Here is a 15,299-nt window from a genome sequence, read left to right as displayed (position 1 = left end):
CGAATTTATTTTGGGGAACGAACGACGGGGCTTATTCGGGGCAGGAGTTGGCGATCACCTGCAATTCAGCCATATCCTTGATCAAATACTCTCCACGGGCCACTTTTTTGAGGACGCCGTCTTTTTCGAGATTCGAGATGAGGGTGGAAACAGTCTGGCGCGAGGAGCCGACGATCTTGGCGATGTTGTCCACGGTCAGGCCGATGTCCAGGTAGGTTCCGGCGGCGTTGGGCTCCCCGTTGAGTAAGGCCTGCTCGTAGAAGAAGGCCGCAACGCGCTTGTCGGTGCAGTTGAAATAGAGGTTTTCGATGGTGGCGATGGTGCCGGACATCATGGCCCCCATGGACGAGATGAGGGCTAGGTTGAGCGACTGCTGCTCGCCCGCGAGCTTGAAGAACTTGAAGGCGTGGCAGGTCAGGATGGTGGTGTCTTCCAGGGCTTCGACATAGGCCCTGGTGTGGGTGCTGTAGACGTCTCCGGGGCCCAGGATGGCCACGGAAAGCTCCTTGCCGTCAAGGCCCAGGTAGACCCTGAGCTTGCCCTCCTTCACTATGAAGACGAGGTCTTCCTTGTGATACGGCATGAAGAGCAGATGCCGTTTGCGATAGCTGCGTTCGTTGAGCTCCGCGAGTATGGTTTTGTTTTCTTCCTTCGACAATATATCAAGCAAATTGAGCTTTGCTTTATGATGTCTGCCCGACATGGACGTCTCCCATTATCGGCATGGTACAGTGGGGTGGTGGAGTGAGTCGGTGAAGTCATAATGTTCGAAAGCAAGTGTAGAGCGTACTTGCACGAATTCCGAACGGCACACGTCCTCGTCAAGACGTTGTTTTTAACTCTCGCACCTTTCACTCGGGAGGAAACCGTAGGCAGGGGCCGAGGGGGCGTCGCGCCGGGGCGTCCTTCTCCATGATTGGAGCAATAGCCCATCCGGCGGAGCAGTCAAGGGAACGTGCGCGGTCGGAAATGCGTCGGGCAGGCACGTAGTCCATCTTGGGTTTCGGGTCAACTCAAGAATGGCTCTTGATTGACTTGCAGAGGCAAGGCCACGCCTGGATTCTAGGAGGTGATCACCTCCTAAACGAGTGTCTTAATAATCGGAAATTCATGGAGAATTTTGTAAAAAAATGCCCGGGACGCCCCGGGCGGAGGAGATTTTTCAGGATGTTTGAAAATAGACCAAAAGAGGAGGGATGAAAATTTTCATGGCCCGGCCAAGCCCGCTCAGGCCCGATCAGATTCGGTCAGGAGCGTTCCCGGCGGCGCTCCTCCCGGCGGGTGTGGCGGCGGGCTTCGGCCTCGCTGAAGCGGCGTTGGTCCTCGGGGGTTTCACGCTCGAGCGCGGGGAGCGCGCGCGGCTTGCCGTCCTGTCCCATGGCCACGAAAGTCATGTAAGCGGTGGCCGCGTGGCGCGTTTCACCGCTCAGCATGTCCTCGGCCTCCACGCGCACGCCCACCTCCATGGAGGTCGAGCCCACGTAGTTGACCTGGGCCTTAAGCACCATGACCTCGCCAACCTTCACGGGCTCCAGGAAGTCCACCCGGTCGATGGAGGCCGTGACCACCCTCGAGCGGGCGTAGCGGGTGGCCGCGATGCCGCCCACCAGGTCGATCTGGCGGAGGATCACCCCGCCGTGGACGTTGCCCGCCGGGTTGGCGTCCTGGGGGAGCATGCGCACGGGCATGACCACGGCCGTATCCGAAACTTTCCTCGCGTCCATCGCTCTCCCCAAGCCCCGATATGGGATTCCAAAGGGAGTTCCTCCCTTTGGCCGCCGGAGGCTTCTTCTCCTGCCGTGCCTTCGCCCGATCCACCACGATCAGCGAAAACCATTGATTTTGTTTTTCAAAAACGGGGCGTTTCAGAACGCCGCGCTTTCGCCAAGCTCCATGCCGATGTCCAGGGCCTTGCGGTTCACGTCCAAGAACGACGGCGGGATGCGCGATTCCAGCACCTTCATGATCGATTCCGGCTTCACCAGTCCCGTCAGGCCGATGAGCGCCCCCAGCATGCAGATGTTGAGCACGATGGGCTGGGCGAGCTTTTCGAGCACCGTCGCGTACAGGGGCAGTTCGATGTGCAGGGCGTCCACTCCGCGCTGGATGGTGACGTGGCGGGTGTCCGTCATCAAGAGGCCACCCGGGCGGATGATGGGCGAGTACTTGTTGTAGGCCACCTGGGTCAGGCACACCAGCACGTTGGGCTGCTGCACCTTGGGGTAGTGGATGGGGGTGCTGGATATGATCACGTCCGAGCGCGTGGCGCCGCCCCTGGCCTCGGGGCCGTAGGACTGGGACTGCACGGCCACCAGGCCCTCGTGCAGCACGGCCGCCTCGGCCAGGATGATGGCGGCGGTGATGACGCCCTGGCCGCCGGAGCCGGAAAACACCAATTTGCCGTAGTCCATGTGCAGCTCCTCGCTACGCCTTGGCCCGGGCCTGGGCTTTGGCCTTGGCCTTCTCGATGACCTTGCCGTACTCGTCGCAGTATTCCGGGGCCTCTCGCTGGACGAAGACGCCGCGCTCGATGAGGGCCGGGTTCTCCTGCTTGGCCTTGGAGCCCACCGGGGTCGTGCCCGCCTTGTACCCTTCCATCATGGCCACGGCGTCGCCCTGCTTGTTTTTGCGGCCGAAGTACGTGGGGCACTGGCTGAGCACCTCCACCACGGAGAACCCCTTGTGCTCGATGGCCTGCATGAGCACCTTGGAGAGTTCCTTGACGTGGTAGGTGGTGGAGCGGGCCACGAAGGTGGCTCCGGCGGCCTGGGCCAGGGCGGCCACGTCGAAGCCCCGGTCGATGCTTCCCAGCGGCGCGGTGGTGGCCGTGACGCCCTCGCCGGAGAGCGGGGAGTACTGCCCTCCGGTCATGCCGTAGACCCGGTTGTTCATGACGATGGCGGTGATGTCGATGTTGCGCCTGGCGGCGTGGATGAAGTGGTTGCCGCCGATGGCCAGGGCGTCGCCGTCGCCCATGGGCACGATGAGCCGAAGCTCGGGGCGCGAGAGCTTGACGCCGGTGGCAAAGGCCAGGGCGCGTCCGTGCAGGGTGTGCAGGGTGTGGAAGTCCACGTAGCCGGAGATGCGCGACGAGCAGCCGATGCCCGACACCATGACCACGTTGTTCTTGTTGATGTTGAGGGCGTCCATGGCCCGCAAAAGGCCGTTCAATACCGTGCCGTGGCCGCAGCCGGGGCACCAGATGTGCGGGAAGAACCTGGAGCGGATGTACTTGCGGATGGACATGCCTACACCCCCTTGCCCTGGATGAGCCGCAGGGTGTTCATGATGTCGCCCGGGGTGATGAGCACGCCGTCGTAGCGGTTCACCAGGTACACCCGGTCCGGCTTTTCCACGGCCAGCTTCACCTGCTGCATGATCTGCCCCATGTTCATCTCCACCACCACCACGTGCTTGGCCCTGGCGCACTTCTCGCGCACGGCGGCCTCGGGGAAGGGCCACAGGGTCTGCAGTTCCAGCAGGCCGTAGCGGTCGCCCATGGCCCGGCGCTCCTCCACCAGGTGCAGGGCGGAGCGCGCCGAGGAGCCGTAGGACACCAGGATGCACTCGGCGTCCTCCAGGAAGTATTCCCGGTAGCGGCAGATCTGCGTAGCGTTGTTCTCGATCTTGTCCACCAGGTGGCGCAGGAGGTCGCGCACCACGGTGGGGTTGTCGGTGGGGAAGCCCCACATGTCGTGGAAGAGGCCGGTGACGTTGTAGCGGTGCACCCCGCCGAAATCGGACATGGGCAGGCGGCCGTCCTCGCGGGGCAGGTAGGGGTGGTAGTTGACCCCTTCCTTCACGGCGGTGCGGAGCCTGCCCACCAGGGGCAGTTCGCCGGGTTCGGGCATGACCAGCTTCTCGCGCATGTGCCCGACAACCTCATCGAGCAGGAGCACCACCGGCGTACGGTAGGTTTCGGCCAGGTTGAAGGCCTCCACGGTGAGGGCGAAGACGTCCTGATGGTTGGAGGCGGTCATGCAGATGATGGAGTGGTCGCCGTGGGTGCCCCAGCGGGCCTGGTTCACGTCCCCCTGGCTCACGTGGGTGGGGATGCCCGTGGAGGGCCCGCCGCGCATGACGCTGACCACCACGCAGGGAATCTCGGCCATGACCGCGTAGCCCAGGGCTTCCTGCTTGAGGGAGAAGCCCGGGCCGCTGGTGGCAGTCATGACCTTGCAGCCGGTGAGCGAGGCCCCGATGATGGCGCACATGGAGGCGATCTCGTCCTCCATCTGGATGAACCTGCCGCCCGCGGCGGGCAGGCGGGCGGCCAGATGCTCGGCGATCTCGGTGGAGGGCGTGATGGGGTAGCCCGCGAAGAACTCCAGGCCCGCGTAGAGCGCGCCCTCCACGCAGGCTTCGTTGCCTTGAATGAACGTGACTTTGGAACTCATGAGCTTCTCCGGTGGGAAAGGCGTGTGCGGGCGGATGGGCAGGCCGGCGCGGGCATCATTTCCCGTTCTCCGGCGCCTGCGTCAGGTCCTGTTCCTGGTCCGGCCGCTGCCCGGGCTCCCGCTCCCGGTCTTCCTGGCCGGGAGCGTCCTGGGTGACCACGGTGATGGCCAGGTCGGGGCAGCGCAGCTCGCACATGCCGCAGGCCACGCAGTCCCAAGGGCGCGAGGCCACGGCCTTGTCCTCCCCGTCCACGTCCAGGACCTTCTGTGGGCAGAACTGCACGCAGATGCGGCAGCCCTTGCACCAGTTGCGGTCGATGATGAGTTCCTTGAGCACTTTTTTCGCCACGAGGTCCTTCCTGTGTATGGGGTGGCGGCGCTAGCGCACCAGTCCGATCCAGTTCCAGTAGGTCATGCTCATCAGGATGATCCCGGCGTATGCCGCCAGGGTGATGGGGATGCCGGTGCGGATGAAGTCCTTGGCCTCGAAGGTCTCGGTGCTGTAGGCCACCATGTTCTGCGGCGCGTTCACCGGCAGGATGAAGCCGAAGCAGATGACGTACTGGATGATCATGGTCATGCCCACGATGTTGAGTCCCGGGGCCTTGAGAGCCTGGAACACCGAGATGACGATGGGGATCATGGCCGCGGACAGCCCGGTGGCGCTGGCGAACCCCAGGTGGATCACGATGAGGAAGGCCGCCAGCACCGCGATGATGCCCAGCGACGACATGGCCTGCAGCCCGAAGGCGGAGACGATGTACTGGGCCAGCCAGTCCGCGGCCTTGGTGGTGAGCAGCACCTGGCCCAGGCTTATGCCCACGCCGAAGAGCACGATGGTGCCCCAGGCCACCTTGGCCTGGGCCTGCTTCCAGCACATGACCCCAACCCCCGGCATGAGCATCAGTGCGATGGCCGCCAGGGTGGTGGTGGAGGTGTCCAGGTCGTGCAACACCTTCTCGGTGGACCAGAAAAAGAGAAGCCCCATGGAGATGAGCATGAGCTTCTTCTCGCTGGCGCTCATGGGGCCGAGCTTGTTGAGCTCCCGCTCGATGGCCTCGTGTCCGCCGGGAATCTCCTTCACCTCGGGGGGCAGCATCTTGAGGAGGATGAAATAGAGCACCACGGACATCACCAGTGCGAAGGGCGCGGCGGCCAGGAACCACTCCAGCCAGGTGATGGAGTGGCCGAGCTGCTTCTCGATGAAGTTCACGGCGATCATGTTCTGGGCGGCGGCGGTCTTGATGCCCACGTTCCAGATGGAGTCGGCCTGGGCCGTGGCGATCATGAGCACGGCGGCGAAGCGGCTCTTCACGCTCACGCCGAAGGCCACGATAATGCCCATGACGATGGGCACCATGCAGGAGACGCGGGCCGTGGTGGAGGGCACGAAGAAGCTCAATATGAAGCCCACCAGGATGACCCCGGCCAGTATCCGGTTGGTCTTGGCCCCCACCTTGGAGAGGATCAAAAGGGCCAGGCGCTTGTCCAGGCCCGTGAGCATCATGGCGGCGGAGATGAACATGGCCCCGCCCACCAGGGCGAAGGCGGTGTTGGAGAAGCCGGAGAGGGCCATGCCCAGGGCCTTGTTGGTGCCCATGAGGATCTTGGGGTTGGCGAGATCAGGCGCGAATCCCAGCCCGATGGCCACCAGCACCATGATGAGGGCGGAACTGATCGAGTAGTTCACGGCCTCGCTCATCCAGACGATGACGGCGAAGGCCAGGATGGCGAGCATGCGCTGCCCGGCCACGGGCAGCCCGGCGGGCTGGGGCATGAACATGACGGCCGCCATGGCCATCACGGCGGCGGACAGGCCCAGGAACTTCCCCCGGGTCATGGGTTCGAGGACGGTGGCGGACATGGGCTCTCCCTGGAGGCATGCCAAGCGGGCATGGTTTCGGGAGAGGTAAAGGGTTTCGCGGGGAAAATCCAGCGGTTGCCGCCACGCCGGGCGGTGGGATTGTGTTTGGGATGGATTCAAGTTGTGCGGGCTCTGGTCTCGCGGTACATGTGGTAGGAGTCCATCCCGGACAACCGCGAAAAGGAGACGCCCATGGTGGATCGGAATGCGAACGAGTCCCAGGTCGACGTCCGGACCGACTGCACGAGGCAGGGCCTCAAACAGGCCGTCACCGACAACCTGTACTATATTCTCGGGCATATTCCTGAAATGGCCGAACCGCACGACTGGTACTTGGCCGCGTCCTACACGGTACGGGACCGCATGCTCAAGGCCTGGAACGAGGGTATCCATCAGCTGTTCACGAGCAAGGAGTTGCGCGCGGTGGCCTACCTTTCCGCCGAATTCCTCCTCGGGCCGCAACTCGGGGCCAACGTGCTGTCGCTCGGACTCGAGGCTCCTCTGCGCGAAGCCCTGGGGGATCTGGGCCAGGACTTTGAATTCATCGCCAACCACGAAGTCGAGCCGGGTCTGGGAAATGGCGGTCTGGGAAGGCTGGCGGCCTGCTACCTGGACTCCATGGCCACCCTCGGCGTGCCCGCCATCGGCTACGGCATCCATTACGAGTTCGGCATGTTCACCCAGAAGATCGAGGGCGGCGCGCAGGTGGAACTGGCAGACAAATGGCTGCGCCTGGGATTTCCCTGGGAGATCACCCATCCGGAGCACTCGCACGTGGTCGGATTTCGCGGGCACACGGAACGATGGACCGACGACAAGGGCCGGCTCAGGGTGCGGTGGAAGCCGGAAAAGACCGTGATGGCGGTGGCCCACGACATCGCGATCATCGGCCACGGAGCCAAGAACTGCAACGTGCTCAGGTTGTGGGGGGCCGAGGCCGTGCAGGCCCTGGACTTCGAGGCGTTCAACTCCGGCGCGTACTTCAAGGCCGTGCATGACAAGATGTTCTCCGAGACCATCTCAAAGGTGCTCTATCCCAACGACGACCGCTACCAGGGCAAGCAGCTGCGGCTCGGCCAGCAGTATTTTTTCGTGGCAAGCTCCCTCAAGGACATGATCCAGATCCACTTGAAGCTGGGCAAGCCCCTGGGCACGTTCCACGAGACCTTCGCCATCCAGTTGAACGACACCCACCCGGCGGTGGCCGTGGCCGAACTGATGCGCCTGCTCGTGGACGAACACGCCATGGACTGGGACGAGGCCTGGGGCATCGTCACGAAGACGTTTGCTTACACCAATCATACGCTCCTGCCCGAAGCGCTGGAAAAATGGCCGTTGTCCCTGTTCGCGGAAGTGCTCCCGAGGCACCTGGAAATCGTGTTCGAAATCAACCACCGGTTCCTGGACGGCGTCCGGGCGGAGCATCCCGGGGACGAGGATCTCGTCAGACGTCTGTCCATCATCGACGAGACCGGCCCCCGCTACGTGCGTATGGCCCATCTGGCGGCAGTGGGCTCGATGGCCGTGAACGGGGTGGCCGCCCTGCACACCGAACTGCTCAAAAGCGACGTCATGCGCGACTTCGCAACCATCACCCCGGGCAAGTTCCACAACGTGACCAACGGGGTCACGCCGCGCCGTTGGCTGGCCCTGTGCAACCCGGGGCTGGCGGAGCTCATCACCTCGCGCATCGGCACGGGCTGGATCGACCGTTTCGAGGACGAGATAGCACGGATCGAGCAGTTCGCGTCCGATCCGGATTTCTGTCGGGATTGGAACGCGGTGAAAACGGCGAACAAGACGCGCCTGGCGGCGTTGGCCAAACAATTCCATGGAATCAGCCTCGATCCCGAAGCCCTTTTCGACGTGCAGGTCAAGCGCATCCACGAGTACAAGCGCCAGCACCTCAACATCCTGCGGGTGATAGCCCTGTACAACCGGCTCAAGCGCGACCCCGGCCAGCACTTCGCCAAGCGGGCCTTCATTTTCGGCGGCAAGGCCGCCCCCGGCTATTTCATGGCCAAGCGCATCATCAAGCTCATCAATTCAGTGGGCGACACCATCAACGCGGACAAGGACGTAGCAGGGCGCATCACCGTCGTCTTCGTGCCCAACTTCAGCGTGCGCGCGGGCCAGGTCATCTACCCGGCGGCGGACATCTCCCAGCAGATATCCCTGGCGGGCAAGGAGGCCTCGGGGACCGGCAACATGAAGTTCGGAATCAACGGAGCCGTGACCATGGGAACTCTCGACGGCGCCAACGTGGAGATGCGCGCGTGCGTGGGAGAGGAGAACTTCTTCCTGTTCGGGCTCACCACCCCGGAGGTTCAAGAGAGAAAGCGCGCGGGGTACAATCCCAGGCAGTATGCCGAATCGGACCCCGTGCTACGGGAAGCCCTGGATCAGATAGGCTCCGGTGCGTTCTCGATGGGGGACAGGGATCTGTTCGCCCCCATCGTGGATGATCTGCTCGGCCGCGACGAATATATGCTCCTGGCAGATTTCGCTTCCTACATGGAGTGCCAGGACCGGGCCGTGGCGGCCTATGAGGACCGCCAGCGCTGGACGCGCCTGTCCATCCTGAACGTGGCCAGGCTCGGCAAGTTCTCCTCGGACAGGGCCATCAGGGAGTATTGTTCGAAGATCTGGAACATCTCCGTCAGGTAGGGCCGGAGTCCTCACGTGCGGAGGCCGCCAAACGACGAGGGGCCGGGGTGTTCCCGGCCCCTCGTTCTTGGAAAAACATGGCTCTGGAAGGGAAGGATCGCGTCAGGGGATGGTCTTGAAGGCCAGGGCGGCCGCGTCCAGCACGGGCATGGGCGCGACGCCCAGGCCGATCATGAGGAGGGCCGAGATGGCCACGGCCAGCCAGCCGGACGCGCCGGGGGCCGCCAGCACCGGGAGCGGTGCGTTCTCGTCCGGTTCGGCGTAGAGCGCGGCCAGCACCCGCAAGATGTAGAACACGCCAACGATTGCCATGGCGACGGCGATGACCGAAAGCCACAGGTAGCCGGCGGCGAGCGCCGCCTTGAACACCACCAGCTTGCTCATGAAGCCGATGGTGGGGGGCAGGCCGCCAAGGGTCAGGAGCGACAGGGCCAGCACCCCGGCAACGCCGGGCTGCGAGCGCCCCAGGCCGCGCAGGCCGTCCACCAGGTCGGCGTCCTGGTCGATGGGCGAAAGAAGCCCCAGGCAGCCGAACACGGCCACGTCCATCACCGCCAGGGCCGCGGCCGCGAACATGGCCGGTCCCGGCCCGGCCGTTCCCACGGCCAGCAGCGCCAGCACCATGAATCCCACGTGGGTGACGGAAGAGTAGGCCAGCATGCGCTTGGCGCTGGGCTGGGTCAGCGCGCCCAGCGTCCCGCCGACCAGCGACAGGGCCGTGAGCGCCCACAGGGCTGGCTCGACGGCCGTCCACACGGGAGATTGGGTCATGGCCAGGCGTAAGAGCGCCGCGAAGGCCGCCACCTTGGCCCCGCCGGAGAGGAAGGCCGCCACTGGGGCGGGCGCGCCCTGGTAGACGTCGGGGGTCCACAGGTGCATGGGGGCCAGCGAGAGCTTGAAGCCAAGCCCGATCAGGATGAAGGCCATGCCCAGAAGGCCCGTGCCCTGGGTGCCTGATTTGACCAGGCTCGCGGCCAGGTCCATGGAGCCCGAGGCCGCGTAGACAAGGGCGATGCCGAAGAAGACCATGGAGCTGGCCACCGCGCCCAGCACGAAATACTTGATGGCCGCCTCCAGGGGCAGGGACTTCTCCCGGCGGGAGGCGATGAGCACGTAGAGCGAGAGCGACAATATCTCCAGGGCGATGGCGAACATGATCCAGTCGGTGGATACGGCCAGCATCACCATGCCCAGCGTGGCCAGGAGGATCAGGGCGTGGAACTCGTCTCGCTCGAAGCCTCGCAGGCGCGCGTATTCCCCCGCGAACAACAGGCATACGAAGGCCACGCCGCACAGAAGGGCGGTGAAGAAGCGGGCGTAAGGCCCGGCGTCCACCAAGGTCTGGGTGGCGTCCGGAACCATGGCCAGGGCCGAGAGGCAGGCCGCGCCCGAGGCCAACAGGGCGATTGATCGGAACAGCGTCCCCCGCGTGGGCGAAAGCGCCCCGCACACGAAGACCGCCAGGGCTCCGAGCCCCAGGATCAGCATGGGAAGATAGCTGGTGAGCAGTGCGTTCATGGTCGTGTCCTTACGCCAGCAGCGCCTTGAGGGGGCCTCGTATCAGGTCCAGGATCATCCACGGGGCCACGCCCAGGACCACCACGCAGGCGGCCAGGGGAGCCAGGATCAACGCCTCGCGGGGAGTCAGGTCCCGGTAGGCGTGATCCGTGGCGCTTTCGCCGAACAGCATGGCCTGCACGAGCCTGAGCACGTAGGCCAGGGTGAGCACCAGCCCGCCGAAGGCCAGGGCAGCGCCCAGCGGGGCGGTCCCGTAGGAACCCAGCAGGATGAGCATTTCGCTCACGAAGTTGCCCAGGCCCGGAAGACCCGCAGAAGCCATGGCGAACAAGAGGAAGAATCCGCTGAATGTGGGCATGCTCTTCCACAGCCCGCCGAACCGGGCCATCTCGCGGGTGTGGGCGCGTTCGCCGAGCATGCCGACCATCACGAACAGCGCGCCCGTGGTCAGGGCGTGGTTCACCATGAGCAGCACCGCGCCCTCCAGCGTGGCGGTCTTCCACACGGCCAACCCCAGCACGACGAGCCCCATGTGGCCAACCGAAGAGTAGGCCACCAGCCGCTTGGCGTCGGTCTGGGCGAAGGCCACCCAGGAGGCGTAGACCAGCCCGCCAGCGCCCAGGGCCGCCAGCACCCACCAGTACTGCGCGGATGCCTGCGGGAAGAGCGGGATGGCCCATCTGGCCAGGGCGTAGGAGCCGGTCTTGAGGAGCACCCCGGCCAGCAGCAGGCTGCCCGCCGTGGGGGCCTGGGTGTGGGCGTCGGGCAGCCATGTGTGCAGGGGCACGATGGGGGTCTTGATGGCGAAGGCCAGAAGGAACGCGGCCAGAAGCCAGCCCTGCGCTGCCGGAGCCACTGGCGAGGCCATGAGCGCGGCCAGCGAGAAAGTGTACGTGCCGGTCATGGCGCCGTGGGCGAGATACAGCCACACGGCTGCCAGCAGCATGAACAGCCCGCCCGCGATGGAGAACAGGAAGAACTTGAAGGCGGCGCGGCGCTTCTCCTCGTGGCCCCACACGGCGATGATGAAGAACATGGGCACCAGCTGGGCTTCCCAGAACACCAGGAAAAGAAGCAGGTCCCGGGCCAGGAACACGCCCAGAGCCGTGGTGGCCACGCCGAAGATCAGGGCGTGGTAGGCCCCGACCTTCTCGCCGATCTCCTTCCAGGACACCAGCACCGCAATCACGGTGAGGAACGAGGTCATGAGCGAGAGGACGCCGCTCACGCCGTCCATTTCCAGGGCGTAGCGCGCGCCGAGCGCCGGTATCCAGGCCGCGTCTTCGATGAGCGGCAGGGGCAGGGCCATGGCCCAGGCCGTGAACCCCAGGTGGAACAGGGCGGCCGCAAGGCTGAACTTGCGGCAGGCGTCCGGGCGCTTGCCAAGGAGCAGGGCTCCCAGGGCGAACGCCAGGGGCAGGAAGGTGACGGCAGAGAGCAGGGGGCAGGCGTTCATGCGTTCACTTTCCTCCTGCCAGGACGGCCGCCAGCACGGCCAGGCCGGCCACGAGCATGGTCAGGTAGAGGGTGAGCTTGCCGTTGGACAGCGGCCGCACACGCTCCGAGGCCCAGGCGAACACCCGGCCAGATCCCATGGCCGCTCCGTCCACCACGCCCCAGTCCACGCCCTTCCAGATGACGGTGGCCAGCGCCTGATAGGGCCTGGCGAACACGGCCCGGTACAGGGCGTCCAGCCCGAGCCCGCCCCGGAACACGCTCAGGGGGCCGTCCTCGCGGGCGATGAGCGCGGCGGGGGCGGGCCTGCGCGAGGGCGCGTAGAGGAGCCACGCCAGGCCGAACCCGAGAAGCCCCGCGGCCAAGTCCACCAGTTCGGCGGTGGAGCCGTGCGCGACGTGGTGCGCGGGGACCACCCCGGGCACCGAGGCCAGGGCTCGCTCCAGCCATCCTCCGCCAACCCAGGGCGGCAGGTTGATGGCTCCGGCGACCAGCGCCAGCGCGGCCAGGGGCCAGAGCACCCGGGCCATGCCGGTTGGCAGCACGGCGGGATGGTGGGTGAAAGGCTTGGCCGGTTCGCCCGAGAAGGCCAGCAGCACCAGCCTGAAGGTGTAGAAGGAGGTGATCACCGCCCCGGCCGCGGCCAGGAGGAAGAGCGCGTGGTAGACCTGCCCCGGCTGGGCCAGCACGGATTCGAGTACCCGGCCTTTGCTGAAGAATCCGGCCGTGGGCGGTATGGACGCCAGGTCCAGCGCGCCGATCAGGAGCAGCCAGAAGATCTCGGGCCGTGCCTTGCGCAGAAAGCCGCCCATGTGGAGCACGTCCTGCTCCTCGTGCAGCACCTGGATCACGCACCCGGCGGCCAGGAACAGGAGCGACTTGAAGAAGGCGTGGCAGAGCAGGTGGAACATGGAGCCCGTGACGTCGCCCGCTCCCAGGGCCAGGAGCATGTAGCCCACCTGGCTGATGGTGGACCAGGCCAAAATGCGCTTGATGTCGCGTTGGCTTAACGCCGCCAGGCACCCCCAGAAGGCGGTGAGCCCGCCCACGCAGGCCACGGCCAGCATGGCGTCCGGCGAGATGGCGATGAGCGGGAACAGGCGCATGAGCAGGTACACCCCGGCCGTGACCATGGTGGCCGCGTGGATGAGCGCGGACACCGGCGTGGGGCCGGCCATGGCGTCGGGCAGCCAAACCAGAAGCGGCAGCTGGGCGGACTTGCCCGTGGCCGCGAACAAAAACAGAAGCCCCAGCACCAGCGCCCCGTTGGCGGACAGGGTGATGACCCGCTCGTCGATGACGCTTATGGAGAGGGTGCCCATGTTGGTCACCAACAGGGCCATGGCGGCAACGAAGGCCACGTCGCCGATGCGGGTGAGGATGAAGGCCTTCTGGCCCGCCAGCCCCCGGAAGCTCTCCCGGTACCAGTGGCCGATGAGCGCGAAGGAGCAGAATCCCACTCCCTCCCAGCCGAGGAAGAGGAACAGCAGGTTGTCGGCCAGCACGATGGTGAGCATGCTGAACACGAACAGGTTCATGTAGCAGAAGAAGCGCACGTAGCCTTCCTCGCCGCGCATGTACCACACCGAGTGCACGTGGATGATGCCCGAGACGAAGGTGACCATGACGGCCATGATGAGGGCCAGCGGGTCGACGAGCACGGAAAGCGACGCCGTGACCGGCCCGGCCGAGAACCACGGGGCCAGGGTGATGACCTCGCGACCGCCGGGGAAGGAAAGCCAGGCCGAAAGCGCCGCCGCGAAGGAGGCCCAGATGGCCAGGCAGGCCACGGCCTCGCAGGTGCGCCTGGGGAGGTTGCGCCCGGCCACCATGAGCGTGAGCCCGCCCAGGAGGGGCGCGGCCAGTATGAGAAATGCAAGGGTCTTCACGGGCTATCCCTTCATGCTGGAGTAGCCGCCGGAATCAAGCGTCCCGGCGCGTTTGCGGGCGTGGACGAAGAGCGCCAGCCCGACCGAGGCCTCCGCCGCCGTAAGGGCCATGAGAAAGAGGGTGAAGGCCTGTCCCTCCATGGCCTGCCACTTGAGCGAGGCCCCCACCAGGGCGATGGAGCAGGCGTTCAGCATGATCTCGACGCCGAGCAGGATCATGATCAGGTTGCGCCTGGCCAGGGCGCAGAAGGCTCCCATGGCGAAAAGGAGCACTGCCAGGGCCAGGACGTGTTCGAGGGGAGCGGTCACGGCTGGGCCTCCTCATTGCCGGGCTTCTCGGCGCCCCGGGCCTTGAAGTCGCGCACCAGGAACATGGCCCCGGCCAAGGCCACGAAGAAGAGCACGGACACGGCCTCCACGGCGGGCCAGTAGTTCTGATACACGAAGCGCCCGAGCTCCTTGGCCGACGCCTTGGCCATGGCCATGGGGACGGCCTCGTGGACGGGTAGGGACAGCAGCACCGCCCCGGCCACGGCCGCTACGGCCGCCAGGGCGGCCGGGCCGATCCAGCGCATGGTGGCCAGGTCGCGGGGCTTGGGCTCCTCGCGGCCAAGCAGCATGATGATGAAGAGAAACAGCACCATCACCGCCCCGGCGGGCACCATGATCTGCAGGATGGCGGGAAGCGGCGCGCCGAAGAGCCCGAAGAGCACCGCCGTGGCGAAGAAGGACACCACCAGGTAGACCACGGCGTGCACCGGCTGGCGCTGGAACACGGCCAGCCCGGTGGACGCGGCGATGACTCCTGCCAGCACATAAAAAAGTATTTGTGTTACGCTCATATCATCACCCCAAGCGCGCCTGCCACGACGCGAAGCGATACGGGATTCCAAAGGGCGCAGCCCTTTGGCCGCCGGAGGCTTTCTCCCCGTCCGACCAGACGATCCGCCCTCATGGGTAGTTGCTCTTGATGTTGACGGCGGGCAGCTCGTCCTCGTGGGTGCCTGGCCCGCGCCCAACGGCCACGCCCGCGTGCCTGTAGAAATCGTAGTCCGGGTCTTTGCCGCCGTGGTCCACCAACAGGTCGTCCTTCTCGTAGACGAGCTTCAGGGGATCGTCCGCGCTCATCTCGAAGTCGGGCGTGAGCTGGATGGCCAGGGTGGGGCAGGCCTCCTCGCAAAGGCCGCAGAAGATGCAGCGCCCGAAGTTGATGCGGAACCACTCGGCGTATCGGCGACCGTCCTCACGCACGGCGGACTGCATGGAGATGCAGCTCACCGGGCAGGCGGCCGAGCACAACTGGCAGGCCACGCAGCGCTCCTCGTTGTCGGGGCTGCGGGTGAGCACGATGCGCCCACGCGTCCTTTCCGGCAGCTCGCGCTTGAACTCGGGGTACTCCTCGGTGATGGGCTTGCGGAAGAGGTGCTTGAACACCACCTGGAAGGGTTCCAGCAGGCCCGTGGTGCCCTCGATGGCGCTTTTGAGAAATCCGTTCTTCTGGTACATGCC

14 protein-coding genes are annotated in these 15,299 nt (G+C 65.4%); 1 reads left to right on the top strand and 13 read right to left on the bottom strand.

What is annotated here, in order from left to right; genetic code table 11:
• Nucleotides 1–31: 31 nt before the first annotated feature.
• The 7 genes from ML540_RS12235 to ML540_RS12205 all read right to left on the bottom strand — a co-directional run bounded on the left by ML540_RS12235 (nucleotide 32) and on the right by ML540_RS12205 (nucleotide 6,261).
• Nucleotides 32–703 (bottom strand): Crp/Fnr family transcriptional regulator, encoded by a 672-nt coding sequence (locus ML540_RS12235; protein ID WP_279343400.1) that lies wholly within the window; start codon nucleotides 701–703, stop codon nucleotides 32–34.
• Between the two features lie 544 nt (nucleotides 704–1,247).
• Nucleotides 1,248–1,724 (bottom strand): acyl-CoA thioesterase, encoded by a 477-nt coding sequence (locus ML540_RS12230; protein WP_243361451.1) that lies wholly within the window; start codon nucleotides 1,722–1,724, stop codon nucleotides 1,248–1,250.
• Between the two features lie 141 nt (nucleotides 1,725–1,865).
• Nucleotides 1,866–2,411, bottom strand: coding sequence for a 2-oxoacid:acceptor oxidoreductase family protein (locus tag ML540_RS12225; protein ID WP_243361449.1), 546 nt, complete (start codon nucleotides 2,409–2,411; stop codon nucleotides 1,866–1,868).
• Between the two features lie 13 nt (nucleotides 2,412–2,424).
• A complete protein-coding gene (locus ML540_RS12220) occupies nucleotides 2,425–3,246 on the bottom strand; it encodes a 2-oxoacid:ferredoxin oxidoreductase subunit beta (protein ID WP_243361448.1) in 822 nt (273 codons plus the stop codon).
• Nucleotides 3,247–3,248: 2 nt separating this feature from the next.
• Nucleotides 3,249–4,397: a 2-oxoacid:acceptor oxidoreductase subunit alpha gene (locus ML540_RS12215; protein WP_243361446.1), complete on the bottom strand. Its 1,149-nt coding sequence runs from the start codon at nucleotides 4,395–4,397 to the stop codon at nucleotides 3,249–3,251.
• 55 nt (nucleotides 4,398–4,452) lie between these two features.
• Nucleotides 4,453–4,746 (bottom strand): 4Fe-4S dicluster domain-containing protein, encoded by a 294-nt coding sequence (locus tag ML540_RS12210; RefSeq protein WP_243361443.1) that lies wholly within the window; start codon nucleotides 4,744–4,746, stop codon nucleotides 4,453–4,455.
• 30 nt (nucleotides 4,747–4,776) lie between these two features.
• The gene (locus ML540_RS12205) at nucleotides 4,777–6,261 is read right to left on the bottom strand and encodes a DASS family sodium-coupled anion symporter (protein WP_243361441.1); all 1,485 of its coding nucleotides are present in this window, start codon (nucleotides 6,259–6,261) and stop codon (nucleotides 4,777–4,779) included.
• Nucleotides 6,262–6,453: 192 nt separating this feature from the next.
• On the opposite strand from ML540_RS12205, the gene ML540_RS12200 reads away from it, so the two are divergent.
• Nucleotides 6,454–8,928: a glycogen/starch/alpha-glucan phosphorylase gene (locus tag ML540_RS12200; protein ID WP_243361439.1), complete on the top strand. Its 2,475-nt coding sequence runs from the start codon at nucleotides 6,454–6,456 to the stop codon at nucleotides 8,926–8,928.
• Between the two features lie 102 nt (nucleotides 8,929–9,030).
• Here the strand turns inward: ML540_RS12200 and ML540_RS12195 are convergent, their stop codons facing one another.
• The 6 genes from ML540_RS12195 to nuoI form a co-directional block, all read right to left on the bottom strand.
• Complete coding sequence (locus ML540_RS12195) at nucleotides 9,031–10,446, bottom strand: NADH-quinone oxidoreductase subunit N (RefSeq protein ID WP_243361437.1); 1,416 nt, start codon at nucleotides 10,444–10,446, stop codon at nucleotides 9,031–9,033.
• 10 nt (nucleotides 10,447–10,456) lie between these two features.
• On the bottom strand, nucleotides 10,457–11,902 hold the full coding sequence (locus ML540_RS12190) for a complex I subunit 4 family protein (RefSeq protein WP_243361436.1): 1,446 nt from the start codon (nucleotides 11,900–11,902) through the stop codon (nucleotides 10,457–10,459).
• 4 nt (nucleotides 11,903–11,906) lie between these two features.
• Nucleotides 11,907–13,790, bottom strand: a complete 1,884-nt coding sequence (nuoL, locus tag ML540_RS12185; protein ID WP_243361433.1) for an NADH-quinone oxidoreductase subunit L — start codon at nucleotides 13,788–13,790, stop codon at nucleotides 11,907–11,909.
• 3 nt (nucleotides 13,791–13,793) lie between these two features.
• The gene (gene nuoK, locus ML540_RS12180) at nucleotides 13,794–14,099 is read right to left on the bottom strand and encodes an NADH-quinone oxidoreductase subunit NuoK (RefSeq protein WP_243361431.1); all 306 of its coding nucleotides are present in this window, start codon (nucleotides 14,097–14,099) and stop codon (nucleotides 13,794–13,796) included.
• The gene (locus tag ML540_RS12175) at nucleotides 14,096–14,632 is read right to left on the bottom strand and encodes an NADH-quinone oxidoreductase subunit J family protein (RefSeq protein WP_243361428.1); all 537 of its coding nucleotides are present in this window, start codon (nucleotides 14,630–14,632) and stop codon (nucleotides 14,096–14,098) included. The genes nuoK and ML540_RS12175 overlap by 4 nt, the downstream gene beginning before the upstream one ends.
• Nucleotides 14,633–14,741: 109 nt before the next feature.
• Nucleotides 14,742–15,296: an NADH-quinone oxidoreductase subunit NuoI gene (gene nuoI, locus ML540_RS12170; protein ID WP_243361426.1), complete on the bottom strand. Its 555-nt coding sequence runs from the start codon at nucleotides 15,294–15,296 to the stop codon at nucleotides 14,742–14,744.
• Nucleotides 15,297–15,299: the final 3 nt, after the last annotated feature.

It is taken from the genome of Fundidesulfovibrio terrae (assembly GCF_022808915.1).
In the GTDB taxonomy this organism is placed as follows: Bacteria; Desulfobacterota; Desulfovibrionia; order Desulfovibrionales; family Desulfovibrionaceae; genus Fundidesulfovibrio; species Fundidesulfovibrio terrae.
Note: the sequence above shows the minus strand (reverse complement) of the source record. Positions and strands in the feature narration are given on the sequence as shown.

Excerpts from the sequence above, each read along its gene's own strand:
- ML540_RS12200 (WP_243361439.1), top strand. The coding sequence starts at position 6,454 with ATGGTGGATCGGAATGCGAACGAGTCCCAGGTCGACGTCCGGACCGAC.
- ML540_RS12195 (WP_243361437.1), bottom strand. The coding sequence starts at position 10,446 with ATGAACGCACTGCTCACCAGCTATCTTCCCATGCTGATCCTGGGGCTC.
- ML540_RS12175 (WP_243361428.1), bottom strand. The coding sequence starts at position 14,632 with ATGAGCGTAACACAAATACTTTTTTATGTGCTGGCAGGAGTCATCGCC.
- nuoI (WP_243361426.1), bottom strand. The coding sequence starts at position 15,296 with ATGTACCAGAAGAACGGATTTCTCAAAAGCGCCATCGAGGGCACCACG.
- ML540_RS12190 (WP_243361436.1), bottom strand. The coding sequence starts at position 11,902 with ATGAACGCCTGCCCCCTGCTCTCTGCCGTCACCTTCCTGCCCCTGGCG.
- ML540_RS12215 (WP_243361446.1), bottom strand. The coding sequence starts at position 4,397 with ATGAGTTCCAAAGTCACGTTCATTCAAGGCAACGAAGCCTGCGTGGAG.
- ML540_RS12205 (WP_243361441.1), bottom strand. The coding sequence starts at position 6,261 with ATGTCCGCCACCGTCCTCGAACCCATGACCCGGGGGAAGTTCCTGGGC.
- ML540_RS12220 (WP_243361448.1), bottom strand. The coding sequence starts at position 3,246 with ATGTCCATCCGCAAGTACATCCGCTCCAGGTTCTTCCCGCACATCTGG.
- ML540_RS12230 (WP_243361451.1), bottom strand. The coding sequence starts at position 1,724 with ATGGACGCGAGGAAAGTTTCGGATACGGCCGTGGTCATGCCCGTGCGC.
- ML540_RS12235 (WP_279343400.1), bottom strand. The coding sequence starts at position 703 with ATGTCGGGCAGACATCATAAAGCAAAGCTCAATTTGCTTGATATATTG.
- ML540_RS12225 (WP_243361449.1), bottom strand. The coding sequence starts at position 2,411 with ATGGACTACGGCAAATTGGTGTTTTCCGGCTCCGGCGGCCAGGGCGTC.